Genomic DNA, 14,851 nt, shown 5'->3' with positions numbered 1-14,851 from the left:
GCAGGCCGGATAAGACATAAGTTCGTCTTATTCGGCAATTATGCAGCGTTATTGCCGGATGGCGGCGTCATCGCCTTATCCGCCCCACGAAGTCTCTCCATTCAATAAAACCGCCATAAAACTGTCGATTCATCAATAAACACGTCTATTCTGTAATCTTTTTTCACCAATCCACAATGACCATTGCATTTTTTATTTTCTGACCCGCAATTCGCTTGCGCCCTCTCCCGCTTTGCGGCATTTTCTTTATCAAGCAAACATAAAAAGCATCACGCAACAGGTTAACGGAGAAGGTTATGTGTTCTATTTTTGGCGTATTCGATATTAAAACTGACGCAGTTGAACTGCGTAAAAAAGCCCTGGAATTGTCTCGTCTGATGCGCCATCGCGGCCCGGACTGGTCGGGTATTTACGCCAGTGATAACGCCATTCTGGCACACGAACGTCTGTCCATCGTCGACGTCAACGCCGGTGCTCAGCCGCTGTACAACGTGAAGAAAACGCATATCCTGGCGGTTAACGGTGAAATTTATAACCACCAGGCGCTGCGCGCTGAGTACGGCGATCGCTATCAGTTCCAGACCGGTTCCGACTGCGAAGTTATCCTCGCGCTGTATCAGGAAAAAGGCCCAGAGTTTCTGGATGATCTGCAAGGCATGTTTGCTTTTGCCCTGTACGACAGCGAGCAGGACGCTTATCTGATCGGTCGCGATCATATTGGGATCATCCCGCTGTATATGGGTTACGACGAACACGGTAACTTCTATGTTGCGTCTGAAATGAAAGCGCTGGTTCCTGTCTGCCGCACAATCAAAGAATTCCCGGCCGGTAGTTATTTGTGGAGTAAAGACGGTGAAATTCGTCAGTACTACCAGCGCGACTGGTTTGAATACGATGCAGTCAAAGACAACGTTACCGATAAAAACGAGCTGCGCCAGGCGCTGGAAGATGCGGTGAAAAGCCACCTGATGTCAGATGTTCCTTATGGAGTACTGCTGTCCGGCGGTCTGGATTCATCCGTCATTTCCGCGATCACTAAAAAATACGCGGCACGCCGTGTTGAAGATCAGGAACGTAGCGAAGCCTGGTGGCCACAGCTGCACTCCTTCGCCGTCGGCCTGGAAGGCGCTCCTGATCTGAAAGCTGCACAGGAGGTGGCGAACCATTTGGGTACCGTGCACCACGAGATCCACTTCACCGTGCAGGAAGGTCTGGATGCTATCCGCGACGTGATTTATCACATCGAAACTTACGATGTCACGACGATTCGCGCCTCGACGCCAATGTACTTAATGTCGCGTAAAATTAAAGCGATGGGCATTAAAATGGTGCTGTCGGGCGAAGGTTCGGACGAAGTATTTGGCGGTTATCTCTATTTCCACAAAGCACCAGATGCAAAAGAACTGCACGAAGAAACCGTGCGCAAGCTGCAGGCACTACATATGTTCGACTGCGCCCGTGCCAACAAAGCGATGTCAGCCTGGGGCGTGGAGGCACGCGTGCCGTTTCTGGATAAGAAATTCCTTGATGTGGCGATGCGCATCAACCCGCAGGACAAAATGTGCGGCAACGGCAAAATGGAAAAACACGTTCTGCGCGAATGTTTTGAGTCCTACCTGCCGGCAAGCGTCGCATGGCGTCAGAAAGAGCAGTTCTCTGACGGTGTTGGTTACAGCTGGATTGATACACTGAAAGAAGTCGCTGCTGAACAAGTTTCTGACCAACAACTGGAAACCGCCAGCTTCCGTTTCCCATACAACACGCCATCATCTAAAGAAGCGTATTTGTACCGTGAGATTTTCGAAGAGTTGTTCCCGGTTGCGAGCGCTGCGGAATGCGTACCTGGCGGGCCGTCTGTAGCCTGTTCTTCCGCTAAAGCGATCGAATGGGATGAAGCGTTTAAAACCATGAACGATCCGTCTGGTCGTGCGGTTGGCGTACACCAGTCCGCTTATAAATAAGTTAATCCTTAGAAAAGGGCCCTGCGGGGCTCTTTTTTTATGTCTGTTTTCTGTGCAAAAAAACAATTAATAACTAATAATTGCCGAATATTGCGTCATGCTGTTCGCAACCTAACCAAACAGTCACATTCCAGCTATTTTCAATGAAAAAGGGGTTGACGCTTCAAGGCTCAATACGCATAATGCGCCCCGCAACGCCGATAAGGTTACGCGAAAAAAAAGATGGCTACGTAGCTCAGCTGGTTAGAGCACATCACTCATAATGATGGGGTCACAGGTTCGAATCCCGTCGTAGCCACCATCTTTTTTTGCGGGAGTGGCGAAATTGGTAGACGCACCAGATTTAGGTTCTGGCGCCGCAAGGTGTGCGAGTTCAAGTCTCGCCTCCCGCACCATTCACCCGTAAGCGTTGCACGGATGGGGTATCGCCAAGCGGTAAGGCACCGGTTTTTGATACCGGCATTCCCTGGTTCGAATCCAGGTACCCCAGCCATTTTTTCTTCGATATAGCGGTTCACCGCAACGGTCATTGGGGTATCGCCAAGCGGTAAGGCACCGGTTTTTGATACCGGCATTCCCTGGTTCGAATCCAGGTACCCCAGCCATCGAAGAATATGATAGTATCTGGCTACGTAGCTCAGCTGGTTAGAGCACATCACTCATAATGATGGGGTCACAGGTTCGAATCCCGTCGTAGCCACCATATTAAGGACGTATCGACTCGTTCGGTAAATCCAAAAAATTGTTGGGGTATCGCCAAGCGGTAAGGCTCTGGTTTCTGATACCAGCATTCCGAGGTTCGAATCCTCGTACCCCAGCCAATTTCAAAAAGTCGTCCACTTTGTGGGTGCACCCGTTGGGGTATCGCCAAGCGGTAAGGCTCTGGTTTCTGATACCAGCATTCCGAGGTTCGAATCCTCGTACCCCAGCCATATTAAAAAAGCTCGCTTCGGCGAGCTTTTTGCTTTTCTAACGCCGGGTGATGGCAAGACTTACCCGGCCTACATGACTTATAGGCCTGATAAGCGTAGCGCCATCAGGCACCACTCGAGCTATAACCCTAACGCATACTTCAGTGCCTGACGTTTCAGTACGCCAGCGCGCTCTGCGGCCATGAGCCCGAGATTGCGCATGATACGCAGCGGCTGCAGGTTATTGCTGAATCCGGCGTAGAACAGATCCATACCGCTTTGCATGATGAAATTGTCAGTCATACGGCGATTCTGATAACGCTTGAGCACCGGCTGACTGGCCCAGGATTCACCGTAGCTACGCGCATTCACCAGCACATCAATCAACGCATCGACATCACGAAAACCCAGATTAACGCCCTGCCCCGCCAGTGGGTGAATGGTATGCGCGGCATCACCTACCAACGCCAGCCCCGGTTGCACATACTGCAGCGCATGACGACGCGTAAGTGGGAATGCCCCCGCCGCCACAGGCGTAACGTTACCGAGTCGTGAAGGGAAATGTTTAGCGATCTCCGCCTGCAGTTGCGGCATATTTAGCGCTTGCAATTGGCGGATGCGAGCTGGTGAGTCGTACCACACCAGCGAGGCCCAGTTATCGAACAACGGTAAAAACGCGCGCGGACCGTCAGGGGTAAATTGCTGCCAGGTACTGTCTCCCGGCGAATGCTCGCATTGCACGGTAATCAACATACAGGACTGCGCATACTGCCAGGCATGAATGCCAATCCCGGCCATTTTCCGCACCTGAGAATTGGCACCATCCGCGCCGATGACCAGCTTCGCGCTGATTTTTTCACCGTCTGCCAGTTCAAGTTCATGCCGATCGTGATGTTGATGCAAAGAGAGAAGCGACGCCGGCACGCGCAGCGTAACTTTAGGGTGAACTTCCAGCGCCTGCCAGAGCGCCTGTTGCAGGACCGTGTTCTCCACCATATAGCCCAACAAAGGCAGCTTAAGCTCGGCGGCATCAAACATCACATGGGCATTTTCCCATTCCCATGTTTCCAGACGACGGTAAGGATGGCTACGCATTCCCTGAACCGTATCCCAGACGCCCAGCCCTTTCAGCAACGACACGGAGGCGGAGCTAATGGCCGAAATTCTGACATCAGGCTGTCCGCCAGTAACAAACGGCGCAGGAGCGGCATGTTCAATCACCGTTACCGTAAATCCATGCTGCGCCAGTCCTAGCGCCAGCGCGCCGCCGACCATCCCCCCGCCGACAATGGCAATTTCCGTTGGTTGATTTGTCATGGTCAATTTTCCAGTTACATGTATTGTGTAAGTTTACAGGATTTTTTACCACTTGAGGCTGACATCCGTCATACTGGTCACAACCGCGCCAAAGCAGTACACTATGCGCCCTGCATTTCAGCCACAATTTCGCAAGAGCAAGTCGATGACCAAAAAACTCCATATTAAAACCTGGGGCTGTCAGATGAACGAATACGATTCATCGAAGATGGCCGATCTGCTGGATGCCACTCATGGGTATCAACTGACTGACGTGGCGGAAGAAGCGGATGTGCTGCTGCTGAATACCTGCTCAATCCGTGAGAAGGCTCAGGAAAAAGTGTTCCATCAACTGGGCCGCTGGAAACTGTTAAAAGAGAAAAATCCCAAGCTCATCATTGGGGTCGGTGGCTGTGTTGCGTCTCAGGAAGGCGATCATATTCGCCAGCGCGCGCATTACGTCGATATTATTTTTGGGCCGCAAACGCTGCATCGCCTGCCGGAAATGATCAACAAAGTGCGTGGAAGCACGACCCGTAGCCCGGTGGTTGATATCAGTTTCCCGGAGATCGAAAAATTCGACCGCCTGCCGGAACCGCGTGCTGAAGGGCCAAGCGCGTTTGTGTCCATCATGGAAGGTTGTAATAAATATTGTACTTACTGCGTGGTGCCCTACACCCGCGGTGAGGAAGTCAGCCGTCCGGCGGATGATATTCTGTTTGAAATCGCCCAGCTGGCAGCCCAAGGCGTGCGTGAAGTGAACCTGCTGGGGCAAAACGTCAACGCCTGGCGTGGTGAAAACTACGACGGCACGATCGGATCCTTTGCCGATCTGCTGCGTCTGGTAGCAGCGATCGACGGCATTGATCGTATCCGCTTCACCACCAGCCATCCGATCGAATTCACCGATGATATCGTTGAAGTTTATCGCGATACGCCAGAGCTGGTGAGCTTCCTGCACCTGCCGGTACAGAGCGGCTCAGACCGCGTACTGAACCTGATGGGACGTACCCACACGGCGCTGGAATACAAAGCGATCATCCGCAAACTGCGCGCTGCGCGTCCAGATATCCAGATTAGCTCCGACTTCATCGTTGGCTTCCCAGGTGAAACCACGCAGGATTTCGAGCAGACCATGAAGCTGATCGCTGACGTCAATTTTGACATGAGCTACAGCTTTATCTTCTCTGCGCGTCCTGGCACCCCTGCCGCCGATATGGTTGATGACGTACCAGAAGAAGAGAAGAAACAGCGTCTGTACATTCTACAGGAGCGTATCAACCAGCAAGCTATGGCCTGGAGCCGTCGTATGGTTGGTACGACCCAGCGCATTCTGGTTGAAGGCACATCGCGTAAGAGCATTATGGAACTGTCAGGGCGTACCGAAAATAACCGCGTGGTGAACTTTGAAGGTACTCCGGATATGGTCGGTAAGTTTGTGGATGTTGAAATTACCGATGTCTGGACGAACTCCCTGCGCGGCAAAGTGGTGCGTACCGAAGACGAAATGGGTCTGCGCATCGCAGAATCCCCTGAATCGGTCATTGCGCGTACCCGCAAAGAAAACGATCTGGGCGTTGGTATTTATCAGCCTTAATCCTGCTGAAAGACGTAAAAAAGGCCCGATACCGCTACACTTTTCGGGCCTACACTTCTGGGCTCGCTGTCCCGGCAGGCCTTGTAATCTTCCCTGGCATCCCCATATTTATTGCAATGCTTGCGCCTTTCCCCCATGGCGTGAATAATTTCCTTAGATGCCGGTAAATGTTCAGCGTCCGGCGAGACATGCATAAGAGGAACAGTTTGAACATAGACACTCGCGAAATCACCCTTGAACCCGCAGACAACGCCCGCCTGTTGAGCCTTTGCGGCCCATTTGATGACAACATCAAACAGCTGGAACGTCGCCTCGGCATCGAAATTAACCGCCGTGATAACCACTTTAAACTGACCGGCCGCCCAATTTGCGTCACCGCTGCGGCAGATATTTTACGTAGTCTGTACGTCGATACCGCCCCGATGCGCGGTCAGACGCAGGACATCGAGCCTGAACAAATTCATCTGGCGATCAAAGAAGCGCGTGTGCTTGAGCAAAGCGCAGACAGCGTGCCTGAATTTGGCAAAGCGGTGAACATCAAGACCAAGCGCGGAGTAATTAAGCCGCGTACGCCGAACCAGGCACAGTACATTGCAAATATCCTCGACCACGACATCACCTTTGGCGTTGGCCCTGCGGGTACGGGTAAAACGTATCTCGCCGTTGCCGCTGCGGTTGATGCGCTTGAGCGTCAGGAGATCCGTCGTATTCTGCTGACCCGTCCGGCAGTGGAAGCGGGCGAAAAACTGGGATTCCTGCCGGGTGATCTCAGCCAGAAAGTCGATCCCTATTTACGACCGCTGTATGACGCGCTGTTCGAAATGCTCGGTTTTGAGAAGGTTGAAAAGCTGATTGAACGTAACGTCATTGAAGTTGCGCCGCTGGCCTATATGCGTGGCCGTACGTTAAACGATGCGTTCATCATTCTTGATGAGAGCCAGAACACCACCATCGAACAGATGAAAATGTTTCTGACCCGTATCGGCTTTAACTCCAAAGCGGTTATCACCGGCGATATCACCCAGATTGACCTGCCACGTAGCACCAAGTCCGGTCTGCGTCATGCCATTGAAGTGCTGGCTGAGGTCGACGAGATTAGTTTTAATTTCTTCCATAGCGAAGACGTGGTTCGCCATCCGGTGGTGGCTCGTATCGTCACGGCGTATGAAGCCTGGGAAGAAGCAGAACAGAAACGTAAAGCCGAGCAGGCTGCAGAACGCAAGCGCGAAGCTCAGGAGCAGGAACAAAAATGAGTCAGGTTATTCTCGATTTACAGCTGGCATGTGAAGACGAATCCGGTTTACCCACAGAAAGCCAGTTTCAGGGGTGGCTGGATGCGGTGATCCCGCAGTTTCAGGAAGAGTCTGAAGTAACCATTCGTCTGGTCGATGACGCGGAAAGCCATGAGCTCAACCTGACCTATCGCGGGAAAGATAAATCCACCAACGTGCTCTCTTTCCCGTTTGAAGCCCCGCCGGGCATTGAGATGCCGCTGCTGGGTGATTTGATCATCTGCCGTCAGGTCGTCGAGAAAGAAGCGCAGGAACAAGGTAAGCCGCTTGAGGCCCACTGGGCGCACATGGTGGTGCACGGAAGCTTGCATTTACTCGGCTACGACCATATCGAAGACGATGAAGCGGAAGAAATGGAATCCCTCGAAACAGAGATTATGCTTGCTCTGGGCTATGAGGATCCGTACATTGCCGAGAAGATTGCAGAATAGTAGCTTGCCGGATGGCGGCGCTTGCGCCTTATCCGGCCTACATTCATGCCTTTCGTAGGCCTGATAAGCGTAGCGCCATCAGGCAAAACATGCCGTCAACAGCTGAGTATACGCATGACGCGCTTTGTATTAACTAACATGAGAACCCATACGACGCCATGAGCGACGACAATTCACACAGTAGTGACACCTTAAACAGCAAAAAGGGATTTTTTTCCCTGTTACTGAGCCAACTTTTCCACGGTGAACCGAAAAACCGCGACGAACTGTTGGAGCTGATCCGTGATTCCGGGCAAAACGACCTTATCGATGAAGATACGCGTGATATGCTCGAAGGGGTAATGGATATTGCGGACCAACGCGTGCGCGACATCATGATCCCTCGCTCCCAGATGATTACCCTGAAACGCAACCAGACCCTGGACGAATGTCTCGATGTCATTATCGAGTCTGCTCACTCGCGTTTCCCGGTGATTAGCGAAGACAAGGATCACATTGAAGGGATTCTGATGGCCAAAGATTTGCTGCCGTTTATGCGCAGCGATGCCGAAGCCTTCAGCATGGAGAAAGTGTTACGCCAGGCGGTTGTCGTACCTGAAAGCAAGCGGGTTGACCGCATGCTGAAAGAGTTCCGCTCCCAGCGTTATCATATGGCTATCGTCATCGACGAGTTTGGCGGTGTCTCAGGTCTGGTGACCATTGAGGACATCCTTGAACTGATTGTCGGTGAAATTGAAGATGAGTACGACGAAGAAGACGATATTGATTTCCGTCAGCTCAGTCGCCACACCTGGACTATTCGCGCGCTGGCGCCGATTGAAGACTTCAACGAAGCTTTTGGGACCCACTTTAGCGACGAAGAAGTCGATACCATTGGCGGGCTGGTCATGCAGGCCTTTGGTCATCTGCCCGCGCGTGGGGAAACTATCGACATTGATGGTTACCAGTTTAAAGTGGCAATGGCCGACAGCCGCCGTATTATTCAGGTTCATGTCAGAATTCCGGACGACTCACCCCAGCCAAAACTGGACGAATAAACCCGAAACTGGATCTAAGACTACATGGCATTTGCCCCATTAATTGAACGCCAGCGCATTCGCCTGCTGCTGGCGTTATTATTCGGTGCCTGCGGGACACTGGCTTTCTCACCGTATGACATCTGGCCCGCTGCGATTGTTTCGCTGATGGGCCTGCAGGCTCTCACCTTCAACCGCCGTCCGCTCCAGTCTGCCGCTATCGGCTACTTCTGGGGACTGGGACTGTTTGGCTCAGGCATCAACTGGGTTTACGTCAGTATCGCGCAGTTTGGCGGTATGCCCGGCCCGGTTAACATTTTCCTCGTGGTTCTGCTTGCCGCATACCTTTCCCTCTACACCGGTCTGTTTGCCGGCGTGTTGGCGCGCTTGTGGCCGAAAACCACCTGGCTACGGGTGGCAATTGCCGCGCCGGTAGTCTGGCAAATCACGGAATTCCTGCGCGGTTGGGTACTGACCGGCTTCCCGTGGTTGCAGTTCGGTTATAGCCAGATCGACGGTCCGTTAAAGGGGCTGGCGCCGGTAATGGGCGTTGAGGCGATTAACTTCCTGCTGATGATGGTTAGCGGCCTGTTGGCGCTGGCGCTGGTGAGACGTAACTGGAAGCCGCTGGTTGTCGCACTCGTGCTCTTTGCTCTGCCTTTTCCACTGCGCTATATCCAGTGGTACACGCTTGAGCCGGAAAAAACCACCCAGGTCTCGATGGTGCAGGGCGACATTCCGCAGTCGCTTAAATGGGATGAAGGTCAGTTACTCAACACCCTGAAGATTTATCTCGACGCCACCCAACCCGAGATGGGCAAATCACAGCTAATCATCTGGCCAGAATCTGCTATTCCGGATCTGGAAATTAACCAACAGCGTTTTCTGAGCATGATGGATGACCTGCTGAAATCGAAAAACAGCACACTAATTACCGGTATCGTGGACGCGCGTCTGAACAAGCAGAATCGTTACGACACCTACAACACCATCATCACACTGGGTAAAGACAGTCCATACAGCTACGACTCCAGCAACCGCTACAACAAAAACCATCTGGTACCGTTTGGCGAGTTTGTCCCGCTGGAATCAATCCTGCGACCGTTAGCGCCGTTCTTTGACCTGCCAATGTCTTCGTTCAGTCGTGGCCCGTACGTACAGCCACAGTTGCATGCACACGGCTTTAAGCTGACCGCTGCCATTTGCTACGAAATCATTCTTGGCGAACAGGTTCGGGATAACTTCCGTCCGGATACGGACTACCTGCTGACTATCTCCAACGATGCCTGGTTTGGTAAGTCCATTGGCCCGTGGCAGCACTTCCAGATGGCGCGGATGCGTTCCCTTGAGCTGGCGCGCCCCCTGCTGCGTAGCACCAACAATGGTATTACGGCGGTGATTGGTCCTCAGGGTGAGATTCAGGCGATGATCCCGCAGTTTACCCGTCAGGTTCTGACCACCAGCGTGACGCCAACCACGGGCCTGACCCCTTATGCCCGTACCGGTAACTGGCCGCTCTGGCTGCTGACTGCACTGTTTGGCTTTGGTGCGGTGGTAATGAGCCTGCGCCAACGTCGCAAATAAAACAGTGCCCCATCAAATTCAGGCCGGATAAGGCGGTACGCCGCCATCCGGCCGTTGTGCAGCATCTTGCCTGATGGCGCTACGCTTATCAGGCCAACTCCCCTCCAAAAGACCATTCTGGCACGTCTATTGCTTTGTTCTACAAGGCAAACGCTGTTTTGGCTGAATGTGCAACCTGGTCGCACCAAAGTTGAGCGCCGGTAGCACCTGAAAAGTGCAACAAGATATTTTTGCCCCCAAATGGTGCGGCGCACTTCGCAAAAATAAACAATAACACAGCAAATTCTTTACATTCATCCAAACTAAATGTTAACAAACACATACAAGACTGCACGTTTTAGTAGCAAACAATAACAACATCACAATGGGTATCAATGCGTCCCTGGCGCAGACGATAAAGGAGTTGGATATGCAATTACGTAAGCTCGCCACTGCCATGCTGGTCATGGGAATGTCCGCCGGTCTGGCGCACGCAGAAGACGCAGCACCCGCGGCAGGCAGCACGCTGGATAAGATCGCCAAAAATGGCGTGATCGTTGTCGGTCACCGTGAATCATCGGTACCGTTTTCTTACTACGATAATCAGCAAAAAGTGGTCGGTTATTCACAGGATTACTCCAACGCGATCGTTGAAGCGGTGAAGAAAAAGCTGAACAAGCCCGATCTGCAGGTAAAACTGATCCCGATTACTTCACAAAACCGTATCCCGCTGCTGCAAAACGGCACCTTCGACTTTGAATGTGGATCCACCACCAACAACGTCGAGCGCCAGAAACAAGCAGCCTTCTCTGACACCATTTTCGTTGTCGGTACCCGTCTGCTGGCGAAAAAAGGCGGCGACGTCAAAGATTTCGCTGACCTGAAAGGCAAAGCCGTGGTCGTGACTTCAGGTACCACATCAGAAGTGCTGCTGCACAAGCTGAACGAAGAACAAAAAATGGATATGCGCATCATCAGCGCGAAAGACCATGGTGACTCTTTCCGTACTCTGGAAAGCGGTCGTGCTGTTGCCTTTATGATGGATGACGCCCTGCTGGCTGGCGAACGCGCGAAAGCGAAGAAACCAGACAACTGGGAGATCGTTGGCAAGCCACAATCTCAGGAAGCCTACGGCTGCATGCTGCGTAAAGATGACCCTGAGTTCAAAAAGCTGATGGACGACACTATCGCCAAGGCGCAGACCTCAGGCGAAGCTGAGAAATGGTTTGATAAGTGGTTTAAAAATCCAATTCCACCGAAGAACCTGAACATGAATTTCGAACTGTCAGACGAGATGAAAGCCCTGTTCAAAGAACCGAATGATAAAGCGCTTAACTAACTAAAATAAATGGGAGGCTTCCCCTCCCTCTCGATTGTTACTCGGCACGGACAGACTATAAGCCTGATGGTCGTTCCCCATCAGGCCTGAAAACCGCAAAACGCCGAATAACAATCTTCGAGGGTAGCGCTGCTACCCTTTTTTTTCTGGAGTAGATTTATGTCTATAGACTGGAACTGGGGTATTTTTTTACAACAGGCCCCGTTCGGCAACACCACCTATCTCGGCTGGCTCTGGAGTGGTTTCCAGGTCACGGTCGCGTTATCTATCACTGCCTGGATTATCGCTTTCCTCATAGGCTCTTTATTCGGCATCTTACGTACCGTCCCAAATCGTTTCCTTTCCGGGATCGGCACGCTATACGTTGAGCTGTTTCGTAACGTTCCGCTCATCGTTCAGTTCTTTACCTGGTATCTGGTCATTCCTGAACTGCTGCCGGAAAACATTGGCATGTGGTTCAAGTCGGAACTGGATCCCAACATTCAGTTCTTCCTCTCATCCATGCTTTGTCTGGGGCTGTTTACCGCCGCGCGCGTCTGTGAGCAGGTTCGCGCCGCGATTCAGTCCCTGCCTCGCGGGCAAAAAAACGCCGCGCTGGCGATGGGGCTGACTTTGCCGCAGGCCTACCGCTATGTGCTGCTGCCAAACGCATACCGCGTGATTGTTCCGCCAATGACCTCAGAGATGATGAACCTGGTGAAGAACTCCGCGATCGCCTCCACCATCGGCCTGGTCGATATGGCGGCGCAGGCGGGAAAACTACTGGATTACTCCGCCCACGCATGGGAATCGTTTACCGCCATCACGCTGGCCTACGTCCTGATTAACGCCGTCATCATGCTGGTGATGAATCTCGTCGAACGCAAAATCCGCCTGCCTGGCAATTTGGGAGGCAAATAATGTACGAATTTGACTGGAGTTCTATCGTCCCTTCCCTGCCGTATCTGCTGGACGGGCTGATCATCACCCTGAAAATCACCGTTACGGCAGTCGTCATTGGTATTGTCTGGGGAACCATCCTTGCAGTAATGCGTCTGTCCAGCTTCGCGCCGATTGCCTGGTTTGCGAAAGGCTACGTCAACGTATTTCGTTCTATTCCGCTGGTCATGGTGCTGCTGTGGTTCTACCTGATTGTGCCCGGCTTTTTGCAAAACGTACTGGGTCTGTCGCCTAAAACCGATATTCGCCTGATCTCAGCGATGGTCGCGTTTTCGATGTTTGAAGCTGCGTACTATTCCGAGATTATCCGTGCCGGTATCCAGAGTATTTCTCGTGGGCAATCCAGCGCCGCGCTGGCGCTGGGGATGACACACTGGCAGTCGATGAAGCTGATCATTCTGCCACAGGCCTTCCGCGCGATGGTACCACTGCTGCTGACCCAGGGCATCGTACTATTCCAGGATACCTCGCTGGTCTATGTATTGAGTCTGGCAGACTTCTTCCGTACCGCCTCCACCATTGGCGAGCGTGACGGCACACAGGTTGAAATGATCCTGTTTGCTGGCGCCGTTTATTTTGTATTCAGTCTGAGCGCATCGTTGTTGGTCAGCTATTTGAAGAAAAGGACAGTTTAATGATTACCCTGAAAAATGTTTCTAAATGGTATGGTCACTTTCAGGTGCTGACCGACTGCTCCACGGAAGTGAAAAAAGGTGAAGTGGTGGTGGTTTGCGGCCCGTCAGGTTCAGGTAAATCAACGCTTATCAAAACGGTGAACGGGCTGGAGCCGGTGCAACAGGGCGTCATCACCGTTGATGGTACCGTGGTGAATGATAAAAAAACCGATCTGGCCAAACTGCGCTCTCGTGTTGGTATGGTGTTCCAGCACTTTGAACTGTTCCCGCATCTGTCGATCATTGAGAACCTTACTTTGGCGCAGGTAAAAGTGCTTAAGCGCGATAAAAAGCCGGCCCGCGACAAAGCGCAAAAGTTACTGGAACGCGTTGGTCTGTCAGCACATGCCGAGAAGTTCCCGGCCCAACTCTCCGGGGGCCAGCAACAGCGTGTCGCTATCGCCCGGGCACTATGTATGGATCCTATCGCCATGCTGTTTGACGAACCGACATCGGCGCTTGATCCTGAAATGATCAACGAAGTACTGGACGTTATGGTTGAACTGGCCAATGAAGGGATGACCATGATGGTGGTAACCCACGAAATGGGCTTTGCGCGTAAAGTGGCGAACCGGGTGATCTTCATGGATGAAGGAAAAATTGTTGAAGACTCACCGAAAGAAGAGTTCTTCGCTAATCCGAAATCGGACCGCGCCAAAGACTTCCTCGCGAAAATCCTGCACTAATCTTGCTGGCGCGCATCTCCATGTGCGCGCCACCTCACGCTTTATTCCTTCGCCTCTCGAAACACATACAGCCCAGCGTTAACCTTGTCACAAAGTCCCACTTACAAGGAGCAACAATGGCACTTCCGATCCTGTTTGATTGCGATCCAGGTCATGACGACGCTATCGCAATTGTTCTCGCCCTCGCCTCACCTGAACTGGATGTGAAAGCGATAACCTCGTCAGCCGGGAATCAGACTCCCGACAAAACGCTGCGTAACGTATTGCGCATGCTGACGTTGCTCAAGCGTACGGATATTCCCGTCGCCGGTGGCGCTATGAAACCACTGATGCGCGATCTGATTATCGCCGATAACGTCCATGGCGAGAGTGGGCTGGATGGTCCGGCGCTGCCGGAACCCACTTTTGCGCCACAAGACTGTACCGCTGTGGAACTGATGGCGAAAACCCTGCGTGAAAGCCCGGAACCGATGACGATTGTCTCCACCGGGCCGCAAACTAACGTGGCATTGCTACTGAATAGCCATCCTGGACTGCACGCCAAAATCGACCGTATCGTGATTATGGGTGGTGCAATGGGCCTCGGAAACTGGACACCCGCCGCCGAGTTCAACATCTTTGTGGATCCCGAAGCCGCGGAGATCGTATTCCAGTCGGGTATTCCGGTGGTGATGGCCGGGCTGGACGTCACGCATAAAGCACAAATACATCGTGAAGATACCGAGCAGTTCCGCGCTATCGGCAATCCTGTTTCGACGATCGTTGCTGAACTACTCGATTTCTTCTTTGAATATCACAAAGATGAAAAATGGGGATTCATCGGTGCACCGCTACATGACCCATGCACCATTGCCTGGCTGCTGAAACCTGAACTGTTTACCACCGTTGAACGCTGGGTTGGCGTGGAAACTCAGGGTAAATATACCCAGGGAATGACCGTGGTGGACTACTACTTCCTGAGCGGCAATAAGCCAAACGCCACCGTGATGGTGGATGTTGATCGCCAGGGATTTGTCGATTTGCTGGCAGAACGGCTGAAGTTTTACGCCTAATACACGCCGGATGGCACTAACGCTTAGCCGGCCTACAAAATCGTGCAATTTGTAGGCCGGATAAGACGCTTTGCGTCGCCATCCGGCAATAAGC

Annotated in this window: 12 protein-coding genes and 7 tRNA genes; 18 read left to right on the top strand and 1 reads right to left on the bottom strand. The window is 52.4% G+C overall.

Going from position 1 to position 14,851, the window contains the following annotated elements; all coding sequences use genetic code 11:
* Positions 1 to 296: 296 nt before the first annotated feature.
* From asnB to OGX67_RS22470, 8 genes are all read left to right on the top strand, one after another.
* On the top strand, positions 297 to 1,961 hold the full coding sequence (asnB, locus tag OGX67_RS22505; RefSeq protein WP_003835552.1) for an asparagine synthase B: 1,665 nt from the start codon (positions 297 to 299) through the stop codon (positions 1,959 to 1,961).
* A 224-nt stretch (positions 1,962 to 2,185) separates the two neighbouring features.
* Positions 2,186 to 2,262: transfer RNA gene (locus tag OGX67_RS22500), tRNA-Met, on the top strand.
* 9 nt (positions 2,263 to 2,271) lie between these two features.
* Positions 2,272 to 2,356 (top strand) — tRNA-Leu (locus OGX67_RS22495).
* Between the two features lie 23 nt (positions 2,357 to 2,379).
* Positions 2,380 to 2,454: transfer RNA gene (locus OGX67_RS22490), tRNA-Gln, on the top strand.
* A 37-nt stretch (positions 2,455 to 2,491) separates the two neighbouring features.
* A tRNA-Gln gene (locus OGX67_RS22485) sits at positions 2,492 to 2,566 on the top strand.
* A gap of 21 nt (positions 2,567 to 2,587) precedes the next feature.
* A tRNA-Met gene (locus tag OGX67_RS22480) sits at positions 2,588 to 2,664 on the top strand.
* Positions 2,665 to 2,707: 43 nt separating this feature from the next.
* Positions 2,708 to 2,782 (top strand) — tRNA-Gln (locus OGX67_RS22475).
* Positions 2,783 to 2,818: 36 nt separating this feature from the next.
* A tRNA-Gln gene (locus OGX67_RS22470) sits at positions 2,819 to 2,893 on the top strand.
* Positions 2,894 to 3,013: 120 nt separating this feature from the next.
* Here the strand turns inward: OGX67_RS22470 and ubiF are convergent.
* Positions 3,014 to 4,189, bottom strand: coding sequence for a 3-demethoxyubiquinol 3-hydroxylase (gene ubiF, locus OGX67_RS22465; RefSeq protein ID WP_257651739.1), 1,176 nt, complete (start codon positions 4,187 to 4,189; stop codon positions 3,014 to 3,016).
* Between the two features lie 145 nt (positions 4,190 to 4,334).
* Here ubiF and miaB point away from each other — a divergent pair, with 145 nt between their 5' ends.
* From miaB to rihA, 10 genes are all read left to right on the top strand, one after another.
* On the top strand, positions 4,335 to 5,765 hold the full coding sequence (gene miaB, locus OGX67_RS22460; RefSeq protein ID WP_003022779.1) for a tRNA (N6-isopentenyl adenosine(37)-C2)-methylthiotransferase MiaB: 1,431 nt from the start codon (positions 4,335 to 4,337) through the stop codon (positions 5,763 to 5,765).
* Between the two features lie 206 nt (positions 5,766 to 5,971).
* Entirely contained in the window at positions 5,972 to 7,018 is a 1,047-nt protein-coding gene (locus tag OGX67_RS22455; protein ID WP_003022776.1) for a PhoH family protein, read from the top strand.
* Positions 7,015 to 7,488: an rRNA maturation RNase YbeY gene (ybeY, locus tag OGX67_RS22450; RefSeq protein ID WP_003022773.1), complete on the top strand. Its 474-nt coding sequence runs from the start codon at positions 7,015 to 7,017 to the stop codon at positions 7,486 to 7,488. Before OGX67_RS22455 ends, ybeY begins: the two co-directional genes overlap by 4 nt.
* 158 nt (positions 7,489 to 7,646) lie before the next feature.
* On the top strand, positions 7,647 to 8,525 hold the full coding sequence (gene corC, locus OGX67_RS22445) for a CNNM family magnesium/cobalt transport protein CorC (protein WP_003022770.1): 879 nt from the start codon (positions 7,647 to 7,649) through the stop codon (positions 8,523 to 8,525).
* A 24-nt stretch (positions 8,526 to 8,549) separates the two neighbouring features.
* A complete protein-coding gene (gene lnt / locus OGX67_RS22440) occupies positions 8,550 to 10,088 on the top strand; it encodes an apolipoprotein N-acyltransferase (RefSeq protein WP_057063299.1) in 1,539 nt (512 codons plus the stop codon).
* A gap of 409 nt (positions 10,089 to 10,497) precedes the next feature.
* A complete protein-coding gene (gltI, locus tag OGX67_RS22435) occupies positions 10,498 to 11,406 on the top strand; it encodes a glutamate/aspartate ABC transporter substrate-binding protein GltI (protein WP_003022762.1) in 909 nt (302 codons plus the stop codon).
* Positions 11,407 to 11,565: 159 nt separating this feature from the next.
* Positions 11,566 to 12,306, top strand: a complete 741-nt coding sequence (gene gltJ, locus OGX67_RS22430; protein ID WP_003022759.1) for a glutamate/aspartate ABC transporter permease GltJ — start codon at positions 11,566 to 11,568, stop codon at positions 12,304 to 12,306.
* Positions 12,306 to 12,980, top strand: a complete 675-nt coding sequence (gene gltK / locus OGX67_RS22425; protein WP_003022757.1) for a glutamate/aspartate ABC transporter permease GltK — start codon at positions 12,306 to 12,308, stop codon at positions 12,978 to 12,980. The genes gltJ and gltK overlap by 1 nt, the downstream gene beginning before the upstream one ends.
* Positions 12,980 to 13,705 (top strand): glutamate/aspartate ABC transporter ATP-binding protein GltL, encoded by a 726-nt coding sequence (gltL, locus tag OGX67_RS22420; protein WP_003022754.1) that lies wholly within the window; start codon positions 12,980 to 12,982, stop codon positions 13,703 to 13,705. Before gltK ends, gltL begins: the two co-directional genes overlap by 1 nt.
* A gap of 116 nt (positions 13,706 to 13,821) precedes the next feature.
* Positions 13,822 to 14,757 (top strand): pyrimidine-specific ribonucleoside hydrolase RihA, encoded by a 936-nt coding sequence (gene rihA, locus OGX67_RS22415; RefSeq protein WP_204583890.1) that lies wholly within the window; start codon positions 13,822 to 13,824, stop codon positions 14,755 to 14,757.
* Positions 14,758 to 14,851: the final 94 nt, after the last annotated feature.

Origin of the sequence: Citrobacter sp. Cf118, from assembly GCF_030334095.1 — a bacterium.
Classification (GTDB): Bacteria; Pseudomonadota; Gammaproteobacteria; order Enterobacterales; family Enterobacteriaceae; genus Citrobacter; species Citrobacter freundii.
Note: the sequence above shows the minus strand (reverse complement) of the source record. Positions and strands in the feature narration are given on the sequence as shown.

What these genes read in the sequence shown, in the direction of transcription:
- asnB (WP_003835552.1), top strand. Translation starts at nt 297, where the DNA reads ATGTGTTCTATTTTTGGCGTATTCGATATTAAAACTGACGCAGTTGAA.
- ubiF (WP_257651739.1), bottom strand. Translation starts at nt 4,189, where the DNA reads ATGACAAATCAACCAACGGAAATTGCCATTGTCGGCGGGGGGATGGTC.
- miaB (WP_003022779.1), top strand. Translation starts at nt 4,335, where the DNA reads ATGACCAAAAAACTCCATATTAAAACCTGGGGCTGTCAGATGAACGAA.
- ybeY (WP_003022773.1), top strand. Translation starts at nt 7,015, where the DNA reads ATGAGTCAGGTTATTCTCGATTTACAGCTGGCATGTGAAGACGAATCC.
- corC (WP_003022770.1), top strand. Translation starts at nt 7,647, where the DNA reads ATGAGCGACGACAATTCACACAGTAGTGACACCTTAAACAGCAAAAAG.
- lnt (WP_057063299.1), top strand. Translation starts at nt 8,550, where the DNA reads ATGGCATTTGCCCCATTAATTGAACGCCAGCGCATTCGCCTGCTGCTG.
- gltI (WP_003022762.1), top strand. Translation starts at nt 10,498, where the DNA reads ATGCAATTACGTAAGCTCGCCACTGCCATGCTGGTCATGGGAATGTCC.
- gltJ (WP_003022759.1), top strand. Translation starts at nt 11,566, where the DNA reads ATGTCTATAGACTGGAACTGGGGTATTTTTTTACAACAGGCCCCGTTC.
- gltK (WP_003022757.1), top strand. Translation starts at nt 12,306, where the DNA reads ATGTACGAATTTGACTGGAGTTCTATCGTCCCTTCCCTGCCGTATCTG.
- gltL (WP_003022754.1), top strand. Translation starts at nt 12,980, where the DNA reads ATGATTACCCTGAAAAATGTTTCTAAATGGTATGGTCACTTTCAGGTG.
- rihA (WP_204583890.1), top strand. Translation starts at nt 13,822, where the DNA reads ATGGCACTTCCGATCCTGTTTGATTGCGATCCAGGTCATGACGACGCT.